This window comes from Rhizobium esperanzae, from assembly GCF_014197615.1.
Classification (GTDB): Bacteria; Pseudomonadota; Alphaproteobacteria; order Rhizobiales; family Rhizobiaceae; genus Rhizobium; species Rhizobium esperanzae_A.
Map to the genome: position 1 here is coordinate 216,631 of NZ_JACIFY010000001.1, position 19,407 is coordinate 236,037.

Genomic DNA, 19,407 nt, shown 5'->3' on the forward strand with positions numbered 1-19,407 from the left:
CGCATGGCGGCCCTTCTTGTTTTCAAGCGTCTCGGATGGGCCGCACCGTGCCGCCGCGGCGCAACGTATAGGCGACATCGAGATGGCGGGCAGGGGCGGCATTTTCCGCCATGTCGAGAAGCAGCGATGCTGCCGTCGCCCCCATGCTGGCATCCGGCATTTCGATCGTCGTCAGCGGCGGATCGATCAGCCGGCCGATGGCGATGCCGTCGAAGCCGGCGACCGAAACATCCCCCGGTACCGAGAACCCCTCGCGCTTCAGCGCGCCGATGACGCCGAGCGCCAGAAGATCGTTGGAGGCGATGATTGCCGTCGGCGAAAGCGAGGTCATGACAGTGCTGAGATCGAGCTGGTCGTAGCTGCCGACGAAGGGGATCTGCACGACATCGAGTGGTTCCAGCCCGGCCTCGGCCATCGCGTCGAGATAGCCCTGGTAGCGAAGCCGCGCCCGGTCGGAGGCGGCGAAATTGCCGGAGAGGAAGAGAATGCGGCGATGGCCCATACCGATCAGGAAGGTGGCGATCTCCCGGCCGGCACCGCGATTGTCGGCGGTGACCGCCGCCGGAAATTGCGCCGTCGGCAGGTTGTGGAGCAGCACGGTCGGCGGCAGCCGGGCAAGCAGCGCCTCGCTGGTCGACGGATCGCAGACGGTCAGGATCAGCCCTGTCGGCCGGTCGTTCAGCAGCGCCGCAACGGCATCGGCCTCACGGGCCGGATCGTAATTCGACTGGGCGATCAAGACACCATGGCCGGCTACCAGCATGCGGTTCTGGATACTCGACAGTGACGAAGCAAAGACCGGATTGGTGATGCTCGGGATCAGTACGCCGACCACCGGCCTGCGTCCGAGCCGTCCGACGGAATGGCTGGTCGAGCGATAACCCAGTTCGGCGGCGGCGCGGCGCACCTTGCGCACCATCAGGTCGCTGGCCGGTCCATTGCGGTTGAGAACGCGGCTTGCGGTCGCCAGCGAGCATCCCGCCCGGAACGCGACCTGCTGCAATGTCGCCATCGAAAACGCCTCCTGCTGACAGCGTCAAAGCGCAAGCCTTTAGGCGGGCTCGATGACAGTGATCTGACACTTGAACGAAGACTGTGAGGCGGATCGGTGAGACGCAGCTCTGTTTCGCTCAGCTGCAATTATGAAAAATGAAGCTATTTTAATTGCTTACATAAAAAATCTGAGATTTATGTCAGGTTCCGTAGTCTCGCCGGAATTATCTGCTTCTTATCCATTCGCAAACAGGAAAGTTGAAGCGATATACAACCTGTGGAATAGTCCGATCAACGTCATTTCCCCCCTCATGCTCATTGCCTGGATAAGATGTCTTTAAAACAAACGCAACGTGCCGCCGCTTGGTGGTTTCTCGCGACGGTCTCCCTTGTCGTAAACTTCGCGTCGCCTGCCTATTCGGACACGCCGTCCGTGGCTTGGCCGCAAACGCAAAGCGACCTCCAAGCCGACTCCGATGTCCATTTCGGCATGCTCGCCAACGGTATGCGGTTTGCGATCATGCGTAACGCCACGCCGCCCGGACAGGCATCGATCCGCTTTCGCATCGGCTCCGGCTCGCTTGAGGAAAACGACAACCAGCAGGGCCTTGCGCATTTCCTCGAGCATATGGCCTTCAAGGGGTCGACGCATGTCGCCGAAGGCGAGATGATCCGTATCCTGCAGCGCAAGGGCCTGGCATTCGGACCGGACACCAACGCCCATACCTCTTATGACGAAACTGTCTACGCGCTCGATCTTCCCGAGGTCGATGCCGACACGGTTTCGACGGGCCTGATGCTGATGCGGGAAACGGCGAGCGAGCTGACGCTCGATGCCGGCGCCTTCAATCGCGAACGCGGTGTCATCCTGTCGGAAGAGCGGCTGCGCGATACGCCGCAGTATCGCGCCGGGCTCGGAATCATGAATTCGTTGCTCGCCGGCCGGCGCGCGACCATCCGCACGCCGATCGGAAAAGCCGACATCATCAGCAATGCGCCGGTGGATCTCGTCCGCGATTATTACCGGGCCAATTACCGGCCCGATCGGGCAACGCTGATGGTGGTGGGCGATATCGACCCGGCCGCCATGGAAAAGGAAATCCGGCAGCGCTTCGGCGACTGGAAGCCCGTGGGTCCGGCGCCGGCAGAACCGGATCTTGGCACGTTGGAGACGAAAGATGAGAGCGTCGACGCTCTCGTTGTTCCGGGCGGTATGACCAGCGTTCAGATCGCCTGGACGCGCCCCTATGACGCTGCGCCCGACACCTCTGCCAAGCGCCGAACTCAGCTTATTGAAGATCTCGGCCTTCTGGTGCTCAAGCGGAGGCTGAGCACCATCGCCAGCAAGGCGGATGCCCCTTTCATCAGTGCGATCGCCGGCTCACAGGATCTGCTCGATTCCGCTCATGTCGTTTTGATCACGGCAAATTCAGAGACCGACAAATGGCAGGCGGCGCTGACGACCATTGACCAGGAACAGCGGCGCATCCAGCAGTTCGGTGTCGCGCAGGCTGAGCTCGATCGCGAAATTCTCGAATATCGCTCGTTCCTCCAGGCTGCTGCGGCCGGAGCCGCGACGCGCACGACCACCGACATTGCTTCCTCGCTGGCGAGCAGCGTCGATGACGGTCAAGTCTTCACCTCGCCCGCCGAAGACCTTTCGCTGTTCGAGACGATCACGAAGAACGTCACTGCGGCCGAGGTCAATCAGGCCCTGCAACAGGCTTTCTCCGGCAATGGCCCGCAGGTCGTGCTGCAGACGGCCCAATCGCCGCAGGGCGGAGCCGATACGGTTCGGCAAGTCTATGATACGTCGAAAGCCATTGCCGTTTCGGCGCCGTCCGGTGCCGCCGATGTCGTCTGGCCCTACACCCATTTCGGCGAACCGGGGGCCGTGATCGAACGGCGCTCCGTCGACGATCTCGGTTTGACCATGGTGCGCTTTTCCAACGGCGTGCGCCTTACCGTCAAGCCAACCAAGCTGCGTGCCAACGAAGTGCTGGTGCGCGAGGATATCGGTCGCGGTCGGCTGGACCTGCCGCAGGACCGCTCCGTCCCGATCTGGGCATCTCCGGCCGTCGCGCTGTCCGGCCTGAAGGCCATGGATTACCAGGATATACAGAAGGCGCTGGCGGCCAATATCGTCGGCGTCGATTTCTCGATCGGCGACAGCTCCTTCAAGTTCGACGGCCGCACACGGCCTGAAGATCTTGCCACGCAACTGCAACTGATGACGGCTTACACCTCTGATCCCGCCTACCGTTCCGAGGCGTTCAAGCGTGTGCAGCAAGCCTATTTGAGCGGCCTCGATCAATATGATTCCACCCCCGGTGGCGTTATCAGCCGAGATTTCGCAGGCCTCGCGCATTCGGGCGACCCGCGCTGGACCTTCCCCGATCGCCAGCAATTGTCAGCCGCCAAGCCGGACAGTTTCGAGGCACTGTTCCGGCCGATGGTTTCCGACGGCCCGATCGATATCACCATCGTCGGCGATGTAACCGTGGACGAAGCAATCCGGCTGACGGCTGAAACCTTCGGCGCCTTGCCGCCACGCCTGGAGGCGGCGCCGGGCAACAATTCGAACGAGGTGCGTTTTCCCACGACCAAGACGCCCGTCTTGCAGACCCACAACGGAAGATCGGATAGTGCCGGCGCCGTCGTCGGGGCTCCCATTGGCGATCTGCTCTCCGATCTGCCGCGGTCCTTCACCGCCAATGTCGCCACCCAGATTTTTCAGAACCGTTTGATCGACCAGTTTCGTATCGCCGAAGGAGCAAGTTATGCCCTGCAGGGCGACGTCGACCTGTCAGGAGAAGTTCCCGGCTACGGCTACGCCTATTTCTACGTCGAGACGGAGCCGGAAAAAGTCGCGCGCTTCTACGCACTTGTCGACGAGATCGCCAATGATCTCAGCGCTCATGATGTCTCTCCGGATGAGCTCGCGCGTGCCCGGGAACCCATTATTGAGACACTGAAGCATCAGCAGCAGGGCAACGAATATTGGATTGAATACCTGCATCACGCTCAGGCGGATTCGCGTCGTCTAGACCGGATACGCGACAATCTCAGCGGCTACGGCAAGGTGACCGCCGGGGATATCCGCAAGTTCGCCACAACCTATTTCAGTCCGGAAAAATTCTGGAAATTCGAAGTGCTGCCGGCGGCGGTAAGATAGCGGGCGAGGCGCGGTTGCGATATCGAAGTGGGCGCACGACATCGCCGCCGCGCCAAGGGCGCTGCGCACGCGGGAGATCGCAGCCTTTCAGGGGTGGTGGCTGGCTTCGCGTCCTTAAATCAGGATGATTTCAGGCCTCCGTCTCAAACAGCCATATTCGACGCTGCCGACATCACCTCCCGGGGGGCGGGACCGCCGAACATATGACGGCCGCCGTCCTCGACTTCGGTGAAGCACCAGCGCACGACGCCATCGCGATCGAGCAGGAATTCGCCGACCAACTGGCCATGGCCGGTAGCGATCATCTGGGTGTCATCCTCGGTGAATTCATAGCCATCCGCCTTGTCGAGATATTCCACCGCCGCCATCACGTCCATCGGCTCGGGGAGTTCACCCGGCATGTCGATACGCATCGAGGTCACCGTGCTCATGCTGACTTTGTGCGGCCAGTCGTTTTCGTCCTCCGTGAACTGAAGATTCGGCAAGCCGAAGGCCCTGTGCGAAACCCGTTCCGGGTCGGAGGCCGCCAGCAGATTGGGAAGCGGATGATAGCGGAAATAGAGGCGGGCGCGGTCGATCGGCGTATTGACGACCGTCAGGCTGTCGATGCCTTTCTCCTGCAATGCACCAGTAAGTTCGGCCATGGCGGCGATCTGCCGGCGGCAGAAGGGACAATGCAGCCCGCGGAACAAGCCGACGAGCACCGGCTTCTGGCCGCGAAAATCGTCGATGGCGATTTTGCCCTGGCGGGTGATCGCATCCAGCACCACGTTGGGCGCGCGATCTCCAGGCTGCAACGGTCGTTCCGAATGGTTCTCCTGCATGATGAATTCCTCCCTATATGCATTTGAATCGATTTGATTAATCGATCTCCAGCAATCCTCCGAACGAGGACGTTCAGTCGAGAAACGGCAAAACGACGAGTGTGCCTGGATCGAGGTTGTGGCGGATGCACACTTCCTGTGCCAGCGTGAAATACCGTTCCGCCTCGTCCATGTCGTCATGTTCGAGGCTCAGTGTCGCCAAGCCATCATAACACGGAAAGAGCAGCTGCGGCTCGTCAATTTCCTGTGCAACCTCAAGGGCTTCCTCGTAATACTTACGGGCTAGCTTCGGCTGCCCCTGGCATTGATGGATCTGCCCGAGGACGATCAGCGGTACGGAGAGGTGGTCGCGCTGGTCGAGCGCCCGGTCGATTTCGACGGCCTTTTCCGCTGCCGGCACACCCTCGGCGGCGCAGCGATCGGTGAAGGTGCAGCAGGAAACCGCAAGATTGGCGAGAAGGCGCGCCTGAAAGCCGAGATCGCCGATACGGGTCGCGACCTCAAGACCGCGCCGGCAGATCTTGATGGCATTGGCCGGATCGACGATCGTGTAGAGCACGCCGAGATTGGAATAGGCGCGACAGGCGGCACTTTGCAGATCGGCCTTTTCGGCCACAGAGAGGCTGTGCTCCACTTCCTGCACGGCATCGCGGCGGCGTCCGAGCCGCGCAAGAGCGGCCCCCTTGGTATTCAGCGCCTCCGCCATTGCGCGCGCCGCCTCCCGTCCGACCTCGGTCGTTCCGTCGATCGGCAAGGTTTGCAGGCATTGCAGCGCCTGCGTCGCCCACTCGGCGGCTGCAGCCTGATCGCCCATGCGGAAGGCCAGATGGCCGCGCTCCTGCAAGAGATGCGCATGTTCGACCGGCGCATCGATCGTTGCGATCATCACCTCGGCCGCGGCGCAATGTGTCTCCGCCTGGTCGCGCCGCCCTGCATCGAGATGCAGGCGGCCGATCTTCCGCAATATCCTCGCCGCGGCGATCCGGTCGTCTCTGGCGCGATGGATCGCAAGCGCCTGCTGATAGTGGTTCAAGGCATCGTCGCGGCGGCCGGCCGGGGCGCAGAGATCGGCAAGACGCTCCAGCAGCGCCAATTGCTCTGTCGTGGCCTCCGGCTCGTTTGCGAAGGTCGCAAGGGCCTGGCGGTAGAGCCGCATGGCGTCGTCGTTGGCGTAGGTCTTGCGCGCCAGATCGCCCGCCGCCATCAGATAGCCGGCGCCTTTGGCTTTTTCCGCGGTCAGGCTGAAGTGATGGCCGAGCTGGGCCAGATGCTCGGGCCGCTCGGGCGCCAGGCCATATTGGCGTTCCAGAACCCGGCCGATCCGAAGATGCAGCTCCATGCGCCGTTGCAGAAGGAGATTGTGGTAGACGACATCGTGCATCAGCGTCTGGCTGAAGCGGTAGCCCGGCGATATCGCGGCATCGGGCCCGCGCAATTCCTCGGTGATATTGGCGTCGCAGAGATAATCCAACGCCGCATCGACGGCGGACGGGTCGGCGGCGATGGTGCGGAGCAGGGCGGTGTCGAACTTCGGGCCGACCACCGCTGCCTCCTGGGCCAGGCGTCTGATCTCCTGCGGCAGACGATCGACACGGGCAAGCAACAGGGCTTGCAGGTTGACCGGTATATCGACGTCCGTGTCGTCGGCGGCGAGTTGCCAGCGCTGCCCATCATTGTGCAACGTGCCCATATCGATCAGCGCCCGAAGGATTTCTTCGATGAAAAGCGGGTTGCCGCCGGCCCGGTCGAGAATGTGTTTGCGCATCGCGACCGGCAACTTGCCATGACCCTCGCCGAAAAAGGCGGCAAGCAGCCTCTGCCCATCGGCTGCGGCGAGGGCGCCGAGGCGTTGGACAGTGACGTTGACGCGATTGGAATCGAGCGGGTCGGTCTGCGATGTCGGCCGGTAGACCGCAAGCAGCATCAGCCGGCTGCGCTCCAGCCGATCCATCATGAAGCGCAGCACCTCGAGCGAGGCGGCGTCCGCCCAGTGCAGATCCTCGATGACGAGCAGCAGCGGACTTTGCGCGAGCCGCCGCTCGAAGACGGTGCGGACCGCATAGAAGATCTGCCGCCTCAACTGCTCCGGCTCGATGTGGCGCAACGCGCCCTCGGGATCACCGAGACCGAGGACGTGCTGAAACAGGGGCAACAGTCCCTCGACATCCTCCTGGGTGAGATCGAGCGCGCGGAACCCCGTGGTCAGCAGCTGCCGTGTCCGGTCGAGATCATCCCGCTCGCCGATGCCGTAAGCGCTGCGCACGACCGCAGCGAGCGTGCCGTAGGATTGTTCGCCGAGCGGAGAACAGGTCGCCTTGCGGATGGCAAGACCCGGGAAACGGGTCGCCGTGCCGGCGATGGCGATGAATTCGTTGGCGAGCCGCGATTTGCCGATACCGGCTTCGCCGATCAGGCGGACGAGCTGTGCTGCACCGCCGCAGGCAAGGTCGAGGCATGTCAGCAGCCGCGACAGCTCCGCATCCCGTCCGACCATCGGCGCCTGAAGGCCGAAACTTTCCAGCCCGCGCGCCGTATGCGGCGCTTCCAGCAGCCCTGTCAGCCGGTGAACGAGGACGTTTCCGCTTTTGCCGCGCAAGGTCTGCGCGCCGAGACTGTCGAAGGCAAAGGCATGGCGGGTGAGGCGATAGGTCAGCGGCCCGACCAGGATATCGTTTTCACCGGCCATGGATTGCAGGCGTTGGGCGGTGTTCACCGTATCGCCGGTGACCGAATAGGATTTTGCACTGACCGCGCCGAAACCGCCGGTGACCACAGGGCCGCTATTGATGCCGATATGCAGACGCAACGGCACGCCGGCGCGTGCGTGCCAGCGCTCGCCGACCTCGGTTGCCCGGCGGATCATATCGAGGGCGGCGCCGAGAGCCCGGACCGGATCGTCCTCATGGGCGACCGGTGCGCCGAACAGCGCCAGCAGCGCATCGCCGACGAATTTGTCGACGAAGCCGCCATAGGCATCGACCGCCTGCGTCATCTCTTCGAACAATTCGTTCTGCAGCACCCGCATGACTTCAGGATCGATCTGCTCGCTCAGCGCCGTGAAGCCGCAGAGATCGGCAAACAGCACCGTGACCGGCCGCCGGTCGGCATCGCCCTCCGATTTGGACGGCACCGCCTCGATGCTGGGCTTCGATACGGATTGGACCTTACCGGATATCGACGCGCCGCATTGGGGGCAGAAGGCAAAGTTGGGCTGGCAAGGGTAGCCGCATGCGGCACACGAGACAGGCTGCCTTGCGCCGCATTGCGGACAGAAAGCAAAACCGCTCTGAATCTCCAAACCGCAGCCGGCGCACTCCATCGCACGCGTCTCACGAACACCCGGGATATGACGGCTATTTCCAGCCACAGCCGGCGGGCTTCCAACAAGGAACCAGCATGAACCTGCTGCGAGAGGCCCGCAAGCGGGATTTCAGTGGGTGTGAAGGATCGTCAACCCGATGGCGCTCATGCATGCCAGTGCCAGCATCGACAACACGCCCGCCAGCAGCACGCGCCCGCCGGAGGCAAATACCGTCCGCATGTTCACGGACAGGCCAAGGGCGGCCATCGAGACGATCGTCAGCACGGAGGAGGTCTCCTTCGCTGCTGTCGCGAGCTGCTGGGGGATGAGGTCGAAACTCCGCAAGCCCATCATCGCGAAGAATCCGACGATAAACCATGGCACGAGGTGCGCGAGCGAGATTTGGGCGGGATGTTCTGCATCCCTCTTGAACCGCAACAGCAGCACGACAGGCCCAAGCATCAGGACCCGCATGAGCTTCACGATCGTGCCGACCTGTACGCTGACGGCGCCGACAGGGGTGGTTGCCGCAAGAACCTGCGGAACCGCGTAGACCGTCATCCCGGCAAGAACGCCATATTGCCATTCTGTGAGATGCATTATCGCAAAGGCCGGCGGCAGCGCCAGCACGACGACTATTCCGAGTGCCGCCGTGAAGGCAATCGACGATGCCACGTCGTCCGGGCGGGCGCCGATCACCGGCGCCGCAGCGACGATCGCAGAATTCCCGCAAATCGAATTGCCGCAGGCAACGAGTGTTGCCAACTGGTCGTGAAGACCAAGCATCCTGCAGATCCCATAGCTCGTCGCCAGCGACAGAAGCACCGTTCCGATGACGATCACGATCATGGTGGTGCCGGCCGCGGCAACGGTTGCCAGGCTGACGGATGCGCCGAGAAGCAAGATGGCAAATTCCAGCAGAATCTTGCTCGAGAAGGCGACCCCCGCATGGAAACGGGGCGGCAGACCCAGGAATGTCTGCAACACAGTGCCCAGGATGATGGCGAAGACCAGGCCGTCGATGATTTCGAAGCCAGCCACGGCTTTCTCCAGAGAAACCATGGCTTGCGCCAATACGGTTATAACAACGGATGCAATGAGGCCGGGAAGCATTTCTAATAATTTGGATAGTGACGACATGAAATATCCAACAGAATTTCTATCTGTAGGTTATTCCTCCGATTCGTCCTCATCCATCGAATAATTCTTGACATTTCATTCTTATATGGAGAACGATTGTCCATGACTTTCGAGCAGCTTTCGATTTTTGTGGCAGTCGCGGAGCGGCAGCATCTCACGCGGGCTGCTTCGGCTCTTGGGCTGACGCCCTCCGCAGTCAGCGCGTCCGTCAAGGCGCTGGAGACGTTTTATCGCGTGAAGCTCTTCGACCGGGTTGGCCGCGGCATTCAATTGACCAGGGAAGGGGCCGTCCTTCTGCGGGAGGCCAAGGAGACGCTGGCCAGAGTGAAAGCAACCGAGGCGGTTCTCGCCGAGCTTGGCATGCTCAAGACGGGGACGCTCGATATCCATGCCAGCCACACCATCGCCAATTACTGGCTGCCTTCGCGGCTTCTCGGTTTCTCCCACGCCTATCCCGGCATCGATATCAATTTGACGATCGGCAATACGACGACCGTTGCTGCGGCTGTCGTGCAGGGCGACGCGGAACTGGGCTTCATCGAAGGGCTTGTCGATGAGCCCGCGCTCTCGAACTCGATGATAACAAGCGACAGGCTGGTTCTCGTCGTCGGATCTGAAAACCGCGACGATATCGAAGCCGGGGATCTTGGTCACTTGAAGTGGATCATGCGCGAGTCGGGTTCCGGAACACGTTCCGTGCTCGAACAGTCGCTGCGCGAGCTTCACGTCGACCCTTCCACCCTCGACATCTCGCTGGTGCTCCCTTCGAACGAAGCCGTGCTTTCAGCCGTGCGAAGCTGCGGCTGCGCCACGGCGCTTTCCGAGGCGATCGTCATGCCCTTCATCGAGAACGGGCAGTTGCGAATGCTAGACATCGAGCTTCCGCCGCGACGGTTCACCTTGCTGAGGCACAAAGAGCGACATCGGACGGCGCCTGCGCGGGAATTCGAGGCATTCTGCCGCGCCCACGCTTGATGGGTGGATGGAAGCCTTTCTGTCCGCTTGCATGCGGGGAATCCATTCGCAGCGAGAACCTTCCGTTGAAGGCAGTCATATCAAATGTTATCTCAGGTGGCTGTGTTCCGAGGGGAGTTGATGGCGTACAATATCGTGGCGGTCGTTGGATCGCCTTCCGCCGTGGCCGTGATAGTCGAGGCAGGGACGGCCCTGAGCCCACGGCACACGGTGCATTTGCAAGAAGGTTAGCCGTCGAAGCTCCGGATCAGCCATTGGGGTAACCGACATGTACGTCACCAAGAGTATAGGGCAGGGCGACAAACCCACCTTCTACCGCGAACTTGCAGGCCAGCTTCAGGGGCTTCTGGAAGGCGAACGGGATGCCGTCGCCAATGCCGCAAACCTCTCGGCACTTGTCTTCGACCTTGTTCCCGATCTGAACTGGGCGGGATTCTATTTCCTGAAATCGGAAAACGAATTGGTCCTCGGACCGTTCCAAGGCAAGGTCGCCTGCGTGCGCATTGCCGTCGGCAAGGGCGTCTGTGGGACAGCGGTTGCGGAAGCTCGTTCCGTGCTGGTTCCGGACGTTCACGAATTTCCCGGACATATCGCCTGCGACGCCGCTTCCCGATCGGAGCTGGTGATCCCGCTGGTCAAGGATGGCCGAGTTGTCGGCGTGCTCGATCTCGACAGTCCAACGGCCCGTCGTTTCGATGCCGAGGATCAAGCCGGGTTCGAGGCGCTTGCCGCAATCTATGTCGCAGCAAGCGCTCTCTGAAGGATCAGTCGACCGCGACCATCACGTCGGAGGCCTTGACGACCGCATAGGCATTTCCGCCAACGGCGAGACCGAGTTCGTCCACGGCTTCGTTGGTGATGGAGGAAGTGACGATGACGCCATCGCCGATGTCGATGCGGACATGCGCGGTTGTCGCGCCCTTGGTGACTTCGACAATCTTGCCTTTCAGGCGATTGCGGGCGCTGATTTTCATGACGTTTCTCCTCGGGTTCATGCAATTCGGACGACTGCCTTACCATGGGATAGGAGGGTAAGACAGGGCTCGACCCAATCCGCAAACTCCCACGTCATCAAACGCGGAGAGAGTGACATTCCAATTTTGCAGAAACAGGACACTTTAACTTTGCGGCTAAACAAAAATCGCATAAGACAGATTATGGAACAAGAGAATGCCGTTTGATTACAACGACATGTCGACCCATTCGAATTTGCGTCTTGACGACCCAGCACATCGAACTCCGTGGCGGATGCTTTGCGGGCTCCCGGCGAAGCGCGCCTGTGGCTATTCCTGAAGTGTTGGGATGACCTTTGCTGGCCTCTGCAGCTCCGATGCGGCCGCGGACGCTGCTGCTTCGGCCGGTCCGCCCGAAACGTGAACCGTCGGAGTTGCAAACTGGATTCCTTTTTCCGCGAATGTCTTCTTGAGCATGGCGAGTGCCTTTCGGCGAACGCCGAATTGTTCGCCGGGTTTGGCCATGAACTTCAGACGGATCTGCACGCCATAGTCCGCCATCTGCTCAATTCCCTGCATCTTCAGAGGCTCGATGATGTTGGGCCCGAGTTCGGCATCCTCCAGAAGCTCGGCGCCGATGCGTTTGATGGTTTTGCGGACCTCCTCGAGATCGCTGTCGTAATTCAAGGTGAGCGTGATGATGTCGATCACCCAGTCGCGGCTGAGGTTTTGCACGGCGCCGAGTTCGCCGAACGGAACGATGGTGACCGGGCCGCGGTGGTGTCGCAGACGGATCGATCGCAGCGAGAACCCCTCCACCGTCCCTTTATATTTCGCCGCCTGAATATATTCGCCGATGCGAAAGGCGTCGTCGAACAGATAAAAGACGCCCGATATGATGTCCTTGACGAGTGTCTGTGCACCGAAGCCGACGGCTATGCCGACGACGCCGGCGCCGGCCAGCAGCGGTCCGATCTGAATGCCGATGGCATCGAGGATCATCAGGAAGCCGACGGCCCCGATCGCCAGGAACAGCACATTGCGCAGGATGGGAAGCAGAGTGTTCAACCGCTGACGCCGGCGCGCTTCGGGGCCGTCGTGGTGCCCCGCCTCTGCACTTCTCGCCGCCGCCGCCATCTGGCTGTCGATCAGCGTGCTGGCGAGCTTCCAGATGACGTCGGTCACCAGCAACACGATAACGATGCGGATTCCGGCGCGGATCAAACGCGTCGTCACCGTTTCGGCGGCGGCGAGGTCGCTGAGATTGACGTTCCACGAGCGGGCAATGAGCAGCGCGGCGACCACGATGAGGCCGTTGCGCAGGGTTTGCATGATGACGACAGACCATCCGACGATGGCCGGATCTTCCACGGCGTGCTCGCCGCCGGATTGTATGATGCGACGAATAATATCGCGGGCCACGGAAACGGTCAGCGGCAGAAGCGCGATGACGACCACCGTCCAGAAAGCAGCGCGGAGCCCGGATACCCATAACAGCCACGATAGCACGATGCCCGCACTGAAGCCGACACAGACCAGCCGGTTCACCGGCGGGCCGTCGGAACGAAACTGCCGCAGCCAGATCATCGCGACCAGCGCGATCGAAACGACAGCAAGCCAGGCCGCGGTAAAGAGGTCGACCAGGATGGGCGAAGCCCCGATCGTCTTTATCACTTCGATGGTAGCCCAGCCGGCCGCCAGCACCGAGACGATTCCGAGAAGCCAGTAGTACCAGAACCAGGCAAGCGACGTGACAAGCGTCAAAAGCCGCATATGCGGCAGGCGGGCGCCCGGCGCGATGACGATGCGGCCGACAAGCACGCCGAGGCGCACCATCAGCGCGGCTGACAGCAGGATGAGTGCGACATCGCGAAACACGGCAGGCCATGGAAAGAGAATGAATGCGCCGAGGCTTCCGATCAGGTAACCGATCAACGCGAGGACACCCATCGAAAGCCGGGCCGCATGCAGCTTGATCCGCTGCCGGACGGTGTCGGCAGGCGCGGTCAGCACGAAATGGAGAAGCCCTCGCCCCGACCACCAGGCAAGCCGCTGCGCGATAAAACCGCCTGCGACGAAGAGTGCAACCGCCAGGATCAGGCCGACAGGGTCGATATGATTATCCGTTTTGAAGGCGCGAACTGCCGCCTGGATCTGCCCCGGGAGGGTTGGCACTGCATTGACGAGTGCGAGCAGCCTCTGGCGCAAATCCTGGAGTGAGGTGGCAATCGACGGCGGTGGCGCCTCTTGCGGGGCCGCTGTCGGCTCAGCCGGTTGCTGATTGCCGGGAACGATCCGGTTGACCAGCGCGCGTCCGGCATCGTCATTCGGCAATTCGATGATAACCCGGATCGGCGCCGAGGAATTGGTCGCTTCGGCCGCCGGCACGGGGTTTGCACCGGCGAGCAGAAGCGTTGACAACACCACCGTCAGGAATGTGGACATTCTGCCGAAGAAATGACGGTTGTCGTTGGTGCGCATGTAGCCGTGATCTCCGCGAAGTTGTCGTCGCGTCTGCCTGGTTGGTCGCAACTTCCGACTTTGTGAAGCGTTGCACAATCAACGTCAATCGACGAACTTGTCGGGCGGAGGCAAAGTTGGCGGTTGCCCCTGCTTATGAACGCACTGTCTTGAACCCTGCCCTGATCTCCTGACTGAAAAGTACCGGTTTCCAACGCCGCGAAGTGGCCGCCCCTGGAGACGCGGCTGTAGTAGATCAGCTTCTGATAGGTCCTCGACAACCAGTGCTGTGGCGGCTTGTAGACCTCTCCGGGGAATATCGTCACGGCGACCGGCACTTTGACGGCGGTGAGTTTGGCGCCGGCCATGGCATTTTGCCAATAGATACGGCCGCTCGAGGGGCCGGTGTTCGTCAGTCGGTAAAGCGTGATGTTGTCGAGAATGGCATCCTTGCCAAGCGCCTGTTCGGGATCGCCTGGGGTGAACACCCAGTCGGCGATCTTCGTAAAGCCAGGCGGCGAGTCCGACCGGAAAATCCGCAATGCCGCTATCGCCGCCCTCCCCGTTCTGCAGCTGGCTGTCGATGAGCCGAAGAATTCGCCGTCACGATCGGTGCGAAAATCGATATCCTGTCGGGATCGCCCACTTTCCACATCTTCGGAATTCGGAAAATATGGTCGAAGAAATCCGCACATCATCCAGATTTATATTGATTTATCCTGCAAACTAAATGATGGGCGCGATCGTGGCAAAGCTCAGTCGACAAAACGCGTTTCTTCAGCTCCACAATCCCCTGGCCGGCGTAGACGATAGGGATGGGCTGTAGTGGGCCGTCAAATGCGGGGGATGGGAGCGCGCCAGACACCAGCTCGTCGGGAACCCTATCGGTGAGCTGAAGATTGCGGCTGGTGCGGACGATCAGGTTTGCGCCGAGATGGCGTTCGAGGTCCGCCACTTTGCGGCTGACGCTGGGCAAAGGCGCGTTCAGCCGCCTGCTGCCGGCTGAGATGCTCCCGGCGCCGACGACGGCCAGCAATATGCGCATTGCTTCGAGACGATCCATCGGACACCGCCCATAAGATACCGCTTCTGTCTTGCCCTTCGGGGCGCGCGGCTGCACACGGTCCCGAACAAATGCCGCTTCAGCCCGACGGAAGGCTCGGTTCTAGTCGAGCAGCTTGCGTATGGCCATGATCCCTTTTGCAGCATCCGACCAGGATTGACGCCAGATCAGCATGCCGATGCTGAGCACGGTCGCCACAGCAAAGGGGATCGGCCCGAGAAACCAGAAGGCGGCTGCGAAGGTGAAGTAGTAAGACCGGACACCGACGCTGAACGATCGAAGCGCGGGGTTCAAAACCAGGGTCAGCGCATTTGTCCAGCTGACGATGTCCCTGTCTTCATCGCGCGAGGGGCTCGCCCCGATCGCCGCCAGGCAATAGTTGATCTGACGGACCGCCCATATGAAATCGGATAGACCTCGCAGCAGCGTGGCCATCACCAGCAGCACCTTGCATTGGAAAAACCAGGCGGGATCCTGAGCCGCAAACATCGCGATCAGCCCGCCACCCGCTCCATAGTTCGGTTCCATGAACAGCGCGCCGCTGAGCCCGACGATGACGATGAGATTGGCCGATCCGAAGAAGGATGCCGAATTGATCGTGTGTCCGAGGATCGCGGCGTCGCCGATGAAATTATTGTCGCGCGTCAGCACCTCACGCATCCAGGCCGTACGAATCCGCACCATGTCGACGGAAAGACTGTCGTTCTTCCGCGGCCATCCCATTGCCATCAAAGGCTCGAGCGCGACCCAGACGAAAAGGAAGAAAACGATCGCCGCGACGTTCAGAAAATCCATGGTGCCCCCGAACTGAATCTGGATTCACTGAAACACTACTTCGAGGCGGCGGCAGCTCCAAGCGAGATCACCGTCCCGGCGCCGTTCCCAGGCGAGGAAGCCCTGGTCGGGCTTCGAATGCGTTCAGTTGCGTCCAGTGGAAACGGGGGTATGATTGGGGGGCGAAATGGTTGCCCTCCTGTCTTTGATCGAGCGTTGCGGTCGCTCAAGAGCCGGGCTGGCGTGATCATCGGCGCGCAGACTGGGGGATGCGGAATGAACCTTGTCAAAGGAGCCTTTGGAACGCCCGAATTTCCTCTTTCCGAAGAGCCTGGCATCTTTACATGGGATTTGGCGACCGACACGGTTTATGCGGATTCGGCGCTGGCAATCCTCTTTGGGCTCGATCCGAAACAGACCATTTCGGGACTGCCTGTTATAAAATACCTCGACCGAATTCATCCGGACGACAAGCCATCCGTGGCCAAGGCGATTTCAGATGCGGTGATTACCGGTGATCCGTACCGCTGCGACTACCGGGTGTTTGATCGAAGCGGGCAAATAATAACCGTGGCTGCCTTCGGTCGGTGCTTCAGGAATGAAACCGGCAACCCGTCGCATTATGCGGGCATCGTCTTTCAGACGACGGATCACGCCCAGCCAGACGAATTGACGGCTCACTGCCGGGAGGCATTGAAAATCGCACAGTCGTCCGGCCTGCAAGCGACGGCCGATGCGCTTGAAGCAATTCTGAAAGAGCTTGCCAAGCCGACAGCTTCCGGCCCCGTGGCGGTTCATTGATTCCACCACGCAGCAGTGCCGATGATCCGAACCCCGTTGCCCGCCTTCCGGGTCTCCGTCACAGCCGTCTTGCCTCCGAGAGATGCCCGGCAAACCCGGTGAGCATGACCGCGAACGGAATACTCCGAACAACTCTGGCAGCAACGAAGGTTGCAGTGATCGCCGCGGCAAGTTTCAGCCAGGGATAGTCGCCGAGTTGGACGTGGGCGTCGGAATCGACCGATCTTGCCTTGGCTTTCAGCGCCGCCTCGGCGTCCTCGCGCAATACGCCGATCCGGGCCTTCAGCAGCCTTAACTCCTGCTGCAGGGCGGTCAGATCCTGATCGGCTTTTTCACGCGCGGTCGGCACGGCGGCATCTGCAAAAGGCGGCTCACCCTCTGCGATCAGCTCGTCGGGATCAGGAAGGCGACCGTCGCGGTTGACAGATGACTGCATGGACATATCCTCGAATAGAAATGCGCATTGAGATGAGGCTCGGCATTCCAGCCGAGCCTGGGCTTGCTTCGCTGCATCAGTGGTCGCGTCGGAACCCCTGGCTCTGATGAGCTCCGCCTTGCGACTGAGTTTGTGATTGGCCCTGAGACGGGCGATTGGCGTCGGTCGCTGATGCGGGATCACCGCTGAAGGTGTAGGCGCGCACCTTGGCGCTTCCATGCGTGCTGTCTCGCATCGCCATCGGGCGCATGCCGCCGGACGCAACACTGCCGGAAACCGACGATGGCCGCTCGTCGAGCGCGTTCTCCGAGACGGCAAGATCATCCGACGCTTTGCCGCCAGAGGTCTGGCCGGCAAAACTGCTGTTGGATCCGCTTTCTGTCCCGTCCTCCGACGCCCAGAGATCCGCCCGCTCATCCATGTCGATGCTGCCCTCGTCGTCCAGGATATCATGGACCGTCTCATAGAGCGCGTCATCGATATCATTGACCTGAACGAGGAAGCCGCCTCGCCTCAGCCCTTCTGCGTAGACCGCACGATCCTCGTCGGGGAAGAAGAAGTCTGCCAGCGCGTCGAAAAAGCCGCTGCGGTCATCGCTCATGGCCCCGGCATTTTTCCCGTCCGCCTCATAGCCCGGCATCAGCCTTATTCTCGCAACCGGCACACCGGCGTCCTCCAGACGGGAGACGGCGGATTCGGCTTCCGATCGGCTGTCGAAAAATGCGGTGAGGCTGCTGCCGCCTGCCGCGCCTGAAAAGGCCGAATGGCTATCGCTGTGAATGTTGCTCATGGGAATCTCCTCTCGATGCATAGAGCCAGGCCGTCGACCCGACGTCTGGTTCCCTGACCGGAAAACCGGCGGATAGCAGGAATGTTCCAAGCGAATACGAGACAGAGAGACGGGCATCGGCGGCACTGCCTGCCCGCGCTTTCAGTGGCTCGTCGATAGCGAATTGAGGAACGGTTTGGCCCCGTGGATCGTTGTCCGGCGGCACCGCCAGCGGTTGACGTCAAACCGTCGAGACGCTAGCACGGCTCTTGACGCATTGGGGATATTTCATATGGACATCTTTACGGCAGCCGGCCTGACGGCTTTGCTGCAGGTCATTGCTATCGACCTCGTTCTCGCCGGCGACAACGCCGTGGTTATCGGTCTTGCGGCTGCCGGTCTCGAGGCCACGCAGCGCCGCAAGGCGATCATCGTCGGCATTGCGGCCGCGACCGTCCTGCGCATTCTCTTTGCCAGCGTTGCGGTCTATCTGCTGGCGATCGTCGGTCTGCTGCTGGCCGGCGGACTTCTGCTGCTGTGGGTCTGCTGGAAGATGTGGCGTGAGCTTCGCGCCGGCCACGGCGAAAGCCACGACGCGGCGGGCGCCGAACACGCGCCGAAGAAGACCTTCTTCCAGGCGGCGACACAGATCGTCATTGCCGACGTCTCCATGTCGCTCGACAACGTGCTGGCCGTCGCCGGTGCCGCGCGTGAGCATCCGAGCGTGCTGATGGTCGGCCTTGCCCTGTCGATCGCGCTGATGGGCATCGCCGCCAACCTGATCGCCCGGCTGCTCAACAACCATCGCTGGATCGCCTATGTCGGCTTGCTGATCATCCTCTACGTCTCGCTCGACATGATCTATCGCGGCGCCGTCGAGGTTATGCCCTACGTAAAGTAACCGTGGGATCGGGGCTCAGGCCTCGATCCTGACCTCGGTTTCGAAGCTCATCTGGTCATAGGCCGGCACCACATGGTCCGGCGTCTCGGCCATCACCACGTCGTAATCGAGCGGCGTGTGCATATGGGTGAGGATCGCCCGTTTCGGCTTCAGCCGGCCGATCCAGTCGAGCGACTGTTCCAGCGACAGATGGCTCGGATGATACGTATATTGCAGCGCGTCGATAATCAGCACATCGAGATTTTGAAGCTTGTCGACGGTCTGCGGCGGAAAATCGCTGATATCGCTGCAATAAGCCACATCGCCGATCCGAAAACCGAGCGAGTGGATATCGCCGTGCTGCTGAATATGCGGATGAAACTGTATTTTGCCGCCGGGGCCGCGGATTTCGACGGGTTCGTCGAGGTTTTCGATGACGACAGGCAGCACGATCGGCGGATAATTGCTGCCCGGCGGCGTTTCCAGGCAATAGCCGAAAGCGTCACGCAGCCTGTCCATCGTAAACTGGTCGGCAAAGATCGGCACCCGGCGGCGCGTATTGTGAAAATAGCCGCGCAGATCGTCGATGCCATGAATATGGTCCGCATGCGGATGGCTGTAGAGCACGGCATCGACATGGTCGGCCCCTGCCCTGATCATCTGCTCGCGAAAATCCGGCCCGGTGTCGATGACCACGGTGGTGACACCGCCATCCTGCGCAAATTGCTGCACCATGAAGGCGGCGCGCGTACGCCGGTTCTTCGGATTGTCGGGATTGCAGGCGCCCCAGTCGCCGGTGATGCGCGGTACGCCGGGTGACGACGAACAGCCGAGAATGGTGAAGCGCCGCCGATAGAGCACGC

General features: G+C 61.2%; 15 protein-coding genes and 2 pseudogenes. 5 read left to right on the forward strand and 12 right to left on the reverse strand.

Translation table 11 applies throughout. The features are described 5' to 3' along the window. Positions 1–22 precede the first annotated feature (22 nt). Entirely contained in the window at positions 23–1,012 is a 990-nt protein-coding gene (locus tag GGD57_RS01120) for a substrate-binding domain-containing protein (RefSeq protein ID WP_184466049.1), read from the reverse strand. 312 nt (positions 1,013–1,324) lie between these two features. Between GGD57_RS01120 and GGD57_RS01125 the strand changes: the two genes are divergently transcribed. Then, entirely contained in the window at positions 1,325–4,168 is a 2,844-nt protein-coding gene (locus tag GGD57_RS01125; RefSeq protein WP_184466052.1) for a M16 family metallopeptidase, read from the forward strand. Positions 4,169–4,311: 143 nt separating this feature from the next. Here GGD57_RS01125 and GGD57_RS01130 read toward each other — a convergent pair whose 3' ends face one another. The 3 genes from GGD57_RS01130 to GGD57_RS01140 all read right to left on the reverse strand — a co-directional run bounded on the left by GGD57_RS01130 (position 4,312) and on the right by GGD57_RS01140 (position 9,433). Continuing rightward, on the reverse strand, positions 4,312–4,992 hold the full coding sequence (locus tag GGD57_RS01130) for a peroxiredoxin-like family protein (protein ID WP_184466054.1): 681 nt from the start codon (positions 4,990–4,992) through the stop codon (positions 4,312–4,314). Positions 4,993–5,065: 73 nt separating this feature from the next. After that, a complete protein-coding gene (locus tag GGD57_RS01135; protein WP_184466493.1) occupies positions 5,066–8,311 on the reverse strand; it encodes an adenylate/guanylate cyclase domain-containing protein in 3,246 nt (1,081 codons plus the stop codon). A 111-nt stretch (positions 8,312–8,422) separates the two neighbouring features. After that, entirely contained in the window at positions 8,423–9,433 is a 1,011-nt protein-coding gene (locus GGD57_RS01140; RefSeq protein WP_184466056.1) for a YeiH family protein, read from the reverse strand. 102 nt (positions 9,434–9,535) lie between these two features. Between GGD57_RS01140 and GGD57_RS01145 the strand changes: the two genes are divergently transcribed. Further along, positions 9,536–10,408, forward strand: a complete 873-nt coding sequence (locus GGD57_RS01145) for a LysR family transcriptional regulator (protein WP_184466495.1) — start codon at positions 9,536–9,538, stop codon at positions 10,406–10,408. Positions 10,409–10,676: 268 nt separating this feature from the next. Beyond that, positions 10,677–11,168 carry a GAF domain-containing protein gene (locus GGD57_RS01150; protein WP_184466058.1) on the forward strand — a complete coding sequence of 164 codons (492 nt, stop codon included), beginning with the start codon at positions 10,677–10,679 and terminating at the stop codon, positions 11,166–11,168. 4 nt (positions 11,169–11,172) lie between these two features. Here GGD57_RS01150 and GGD57_RS01155 read toward each other — a convergent pair whose 3' ends face one another. The 5 genes and pseudogenes from GGD57_RS01155 to GGD57_RS01175 form a co-directional block, all read right to left on the reverse strand. Further along, positions 11,173–11,382 carry a TOBE domain-containing protein gene (locus GGD57_RS01155; RefSeq protein WP_184466060.1) on the reverse strand — a complete coding sequence of 70 codons (210 nt, stop codon included), beginning with the start codon at positions 11,380–11,382 and terminating at the stop codon, positions 11,173–11,175. Positions 11,383–11,691: 309 nt separating this feature from the next. Then, on the reverse strand, positions 11,692–13,842 hold the full coding sequence (locus GGD57_RS01160; protein ID WP_184466061.1) for a mechanosensitive ion channel family protein: 2,151 nt from the start codon (positions 13,840–13,842) through the stop codon (positions 11,692–11,694). Between the two features lie 133 nt (positions 13,843–13,975). Next, positions 13,976–14,367, reverse strand: a pseudogene (locus tag GGD57_RS01165) (epoxide hydrolase); the annotation flags it as partial. Between the two features lie 337 nt (positions 14,368–14,704). Next, a pseudogene (locus GGD57_RS01170) lies at positions 14,705–14,884 on the reverse strand (helix-turn-helix domain-containing protein); the annotation flags it as partial. Between the two features lie 102 nt (positions 14,885–14,986). Further along, the gene (locus tag GGD57_RS01175; RefSeq protein ID WP_184466063.1) at positions 14,987–15,679 is read right to left on the reverse strand and encodes a DUF599 domain-containing protein; all 693 of its coding nucleotides are present in this window, start codon (positions 15,677–15,679) and stop codon (positions 14,987–14,989) included. A 255-nt stretch (positions 15,680–15,934) separates the two neighbouring features. On the opposite strand from GGD57_RS01175, the gene GGD57_RS01180 reads away from it, so the two are divergent. Next, positions 15,935–16,459, forward strand: coding sequence for a PAS domain-containing protein (locus tag GGD57_RS01180; RefSeq protein WP_184466065.1), 525 nt, complete (start codon positions 15,935–15,937; stop codon positions 16,457–16,459). A gap of 58 nt (positions 16,460–16,517) precedes the next feature. Here GGD57_RS01180 and GGD57_RS01185 read toward each other — a convergent pair whose 3' ends face one another. Then, positions 16,518–16,895, reverse strand: coding sequence for a hypothetical protein (locus GGD57_RS01185; protein WP_085737285.1), 378 nt, complete (start codon positions 16,893–16,895; stop codon positions 16,518–16,520). 76 nt (positions 16,896–16,971) lie between these two features. Further along, positions 16,972–17,685, reverse strand: a complete 714-nt coding sequence (locus GGD57_RS01190; protein ID WP_184466067.1) for a hypothetical protein — start codon at positions 17,683–17,685, stop codon at positions 16,972–16,974. Positions 17,686–17,956: 271 nt separating this feature from the next. Here GGD57_RS01190 and GGD57_RS01195 point away from each other — a divergent pair, with 271 nt between their 5' ends. Next, a complete protein-coding gene (locus GGD57_RS01195; protein ID WP_010065724.1) occupies positions 17,957–18,565 on the forward strand; it encodes a TerC family protein in 609 nt (202 codons plus the stop codon). 15 nt (positions 18,566–18,580) lie between these two features. Here GGD57_RS01195 and GGD57_RS01200 read toward each other — a convergent pair whose 3' ends face one another. Next, a complete protein-coding gene (locus GGD57_RS01200; protein ID WP_184466069.1) occupies positions 18,581–19,405 on the reverse strand; it encodes an MBL fold metallo-hydrolase in 825 nt (274 codons plus the stop codon). Positions 19,406–19,407 lie beyond the last annotated feature (2 nt).

Coding starts and splice junctions, on each gene's coding strand:
- GGD57_RS01130 (WP_184466054.1), bottom strand. CDS start 4,992: ATGCAGGAGAACCATTCGGAACGACCGTTGCAGCCTGGAGATCGCGCG.
- GGD57_RS01145 (WP_184466495.1), top strand. CDS start 9,536: ATGACTTTCGAGCAGCTTTCGATTTTTGTGGCAGTCGCGGAGCGGCAG.
- GGD57_RS01135 (WP_184466493.1), bottom strand. CDS start 8,311: ATGGAGTGCGCCGGCTGCGGTTTGGAGATTCAGAGCGGTTTTGCTTTC.
- GGD57_RS01125 (WP_184466052.1), top strand. CDS start 1,325: ATGTCTTTAAAACAAACGCAACGTGCCGCCGCTTGGTGGTTTCTCGCG.
- GGD57_RS01160 (WP_184466061.1), bottom strand. CDS start 13,842: ATGCGCACCAACGACAACCGTCATTTCTTCGGCAGAATGTCCACATTC.
- GGD57_RS01140 (WP_184466056.1), bottom strand. CDS start 9,433: ATGTCGTCACTATCCAAATTATTAGAAATGCTTCCCGGCCTCATTGCA.
- GGD57_RS01195 (WP_010065724.1), top strand. CDS start 17,957: ATGGACATCTTTACGGCAGCCGGCCTGACGGCTTTGCTGCAGGTCATT.
- GGD57_RS01120 (WP_184466049.1), bottom strand. CDS start 1,012: ATGGCGACATTGCAGCAGGTCGCGTTCCGGGCGGGATGCTCGCTGGCG.
- GGD57_RS01155 (WP_184466060.1), bottom strand. CDS start 11,382: ATGAAAATCAGCGCCCGCAATCGCCTGAAAGGCAAGATTGTCGAAGTC.
- GGD57_RS01185 (WP_085737285.1), bottom strand. CDS start 16,895: ATGCAGTCATCTGTCAACCGCGACGGTCGCCTTCCTGATCCCGACGAG.
- GGD57_RS01180 (WP_184466065.1), top strand. CDS start 15,935: ATGAACCTTGTCAAAGGAGCCTTTGGAACGCCCGAATTTCCTCTTTCC.
- GGD57_RS01190 (WP_184466067.1), bottom strand. CDS start 17,685: ATGAGCAACATTCACAGCGATAGCCATTCGGCCTTTTCAGGCGCGGCA.
- GGD57_RS01150 (WP_184466058.1), top strand. CDS start 10,677: ATGTACGTCACCAAGAGTATAGGGCAGGGCGACAAACCCACCTTCTAC.
- GGD57_RS01175 (WP_184466063.1), bottom strand. CDS start 15,679: ATGGATTTTCTGAACGTCGCGGCGATCGTTTTCTTCCTTTTCGTCTGG.